Source organism: Streptomyces graminilatus (assembly GCF_001418565.1).
Taxonomy (GTDB): domain Bacteria; phylum Actinomycetota; class Actinomycetes; order Streptomycetales; family Streptomycetaceae; genus Streptomyces; species Streptomyces graminilatus.
The window spans coordinates 1-2,627 of sequence record NZ_LIQQ01000701.1; the positions used below are offsets into that span (position 1 = coordinate 1).

A 2,627-nucleotide genomic window follows, 5' to 3' on the forward strand; every position below is an offset into this window, starting at 1 on the left:
GTACGACTGCGCGGGTGTCAGTGGGGGTGCGTAGTTGGACACGTCCGGAGGGTAAGGCTCTGGCCGTCTGTCGGCTGCGGGCCGGTGGGGGCTGGTCGCGCAGTTCCCCGCGCCCCTGAAGGAGCGGCCCTGCGGGCGCTCCTCCTGTTTCAGTGCCAGGCCTCGAAGTGGGGGTTGCTTTCGCAGCCGCTCATGATTTCCACCTTGGTGGTCTTGTTCACCGGGCAGACTCCGATGATGTATTTGCGGTCGATGCCGCCGGGGAAGGCCACCTCGACCTGGTCGGCCCATTTGTGGGTGTCGCCGATGGTCTTGTTCACGTCCACGCCGCCGGGGGCGTCGATGTAGTAGTTGTAACCCGACTTCCACCATGTCTTGTACAGGTCGTGGTCGTAGGTCGTGGAGACGTACGGGGAGGGCTGGTTGACCAGGACGTACTTCTCGATGTCGTACTGGCCGTTGATGACGTCCCTGGGCTTCAGGCCCTCCGCGAAGACGATCTCCGGGCCACGGCCGTCACTGCGGTAGAGGGTGCCGCAGGTCTTGCGCCAGACCGGTTCGGGCGTGATGCGCTCGACGTCGACGCGGCGGTCGACGGCGGCCTTGATCGGGTCGTCGAACTGGGGGCAGGTCGGCGCGGCGGCCTTGGCTGCGAACTTGGCCGCGGGCTTCGGGGTGGCTGTGGGGAGCGTGGCGGCGGAGGTCGTGAAGACCGCGGCCAGGGAGAGGACGACGGCGGCGGTCCGCCGCCTCGGGAGAGTTGTGATCATGGATGCACCATGTCGGGTCCACGGCGGCGGGTCGGGGATCGTCACCCGATCGGCGGCGCGTCGGACGACCTGCCCCTGACGCGCCGCCGGTGGCTCAACTGGTCCCGGATCAGCGGAAGATGCCCGTGTGGCCGAGTGAATAGCGGCCGGGCTGCGGGTAGACGGCGAGTCCGTGCGGGCCTCGGCCCACCTTGATGCGGGCGAGCTGCTCCCCGGTGCGGGTGTCGATGGCGTACACCTCGGAGTTGTAACGCCCGGACAGCCAGAGGACCTTGCCGTCGGCGGAGACGCCGCCCATGTCGGGGCTGCCGCCATTGGGCAGCCGCCACTTCTTCGTGACCTCGCCCTTGGCGAAGTCGAAGACGGAGATGGTGCCCTCGCCCCGGTTGGAGACGTACATCTCGCGGGAGTCGCGGCTGACGTACAGCCCGTGGGTGCCCTTGCCGGTGGGCAGCAGCGTGGGCCGGGTGAACTTGTCGCCGTCGAGGATCCACATGCCGTCGGCCATCATGTCGGCGACGTAGAACCGCTTCCCGTCCGGTGAGATCTTGACGTCCTGGGGCATCGCGCCCTCGAAGGGCAGTCTCTGCTGCCCCACGACCTCCATCTTCTCCGTGTCGACCTTCAGCAGTTCGCCGCTGAACTCGCAGGACACGATGAAGTACCGGCCGTCGAGGGAGAAGTCGGCGTGGTTGACGCCGTAGCAACTGACGGGCACGGTCTTGGCGACCTTCATGGTGTGCGGGTCGCGGAAGACGAGCTGGCGGTCGAGGGAGGCCATGACGACGGCGTACTTGCCATTGGGCGTGAAGTAGAGGTTGTACGGGTCGTGGACGTCGACCGGTTCGCCCGCCTTCCCGGTCCTCGGGTCGATGGGCGTGAGGGTGTGACCGCGGTTGTTGTTGACCCAGAGGGTCTTCAAGTCCCAGGAGGGCACGACGTGTTGGGGCTGGCGCCCGACATGGATCGTCTCGACGACCTCGTACGTCTTCGGGTCGATGACGGAGACGGTGTCGGACTCGGTGTTGGGTACGTAGACCCGGGACGGGAAGTTCCGGACGACCGGGGAGAGCCTGCCCGGCCGGTCGGCGGCGTACACATCGTGTGGGTGGAGGACGGGCGGCATCCCGGGCAGGCCCCGGAAGACGGGCTTGGCGGGTACGGCGGGCCTGGCGGGCCTGACCGTGGCCAGGGTCCGGTCCGGCCGGTCGCGGGCCTCGGCGCCGCAGCCGGCGAGTGTGGCGAGGACGGTGAGGGCGGCCCCCGTGGCGAGGGCGCGGGCGATGGCGGTGGGGGGCATCAGGTCAGCAACTCCGTGGTGGTCACCGCGCGCAGGCCGCGGCGGTCGAGTTCGTAAAGGAGACCGGGGAACGCGGCGACGGTGTCCGCGTATCCGAAGTGCAGGCTCACGATCGATCCGGCGCCGATACCGGCCATGACGTTGCGTACGACGGCGGGGGCCCCCGGCGAGGTGAAGTCGAGGGAGTCGACGTCGTACGAGAGGACGTGCGGGTAGCCGGCCCGCTGGGCGAGCCGTGCGACGAGGGGTGAGGCGAGGGCGCCGCGCGAGGGCCTGAACCAGGTGCCGATGGACCCGGTGAGCGCCTTCAGCCGCTCGGCGCACCCCCTGATCTCGGCGTCGGCGTCCGCCTCCGGCATGGCGTTGATGTCGAGGTGTCGGTGGGTGTGGTTGCCGAGTTCATGGCCGCCGTCGAGGACCCGGCGGGCGAGGTCCGGATGGGCGTCGAGCCAGGTCCCGACGGCGAACACGGTGATCCGTGAGCCGTGTTTCTCGGCGGCGGACAGCAGGGCGTGCGCGGTGGCGGGGTCACCGCCGCCGTGGAAGGTGAGGGCGAC

3 protein-coding genes are annotated in these 2,627 nt (G+C 69.2%); all 3 read right to left on the minus strand.

Annotated features, from left to right (window positions below; translation table 11 throughout):
- Positions 1-149 precede the first annotated feature (149 nt).
- Positions 150-770, minus strand: coding sequence for an ADP-ribosyltransferase (locus tag AOK08_RS40175; RefSeq protein WP_055535287.1), 621 nt, complete (start codon positions 768-770; stop codon positions 150-152).
- Positions 771-879: 109 nt separating this feature from the next.
- Complete coding sequence (locus AOK08_RS40180) at positions 880-2,070, minus strand: YncE family protein (protein WP_055535288.1); 1,191 nt, start codon at positions 2,068-2,070, stop codon at positions 880-882.
- Positions 2,070-2,627 (minus strand): polysaccharide deacetylase family protein (locus tag AOK08_RS40185; RefSeq protein WP_055535292.1); only part of this gene is annotated, 558 nt, incomplete at its 5' end. The genes AOK08_RS40185 and AOK08_RS40180, both read right to left, overlap by 1 nt.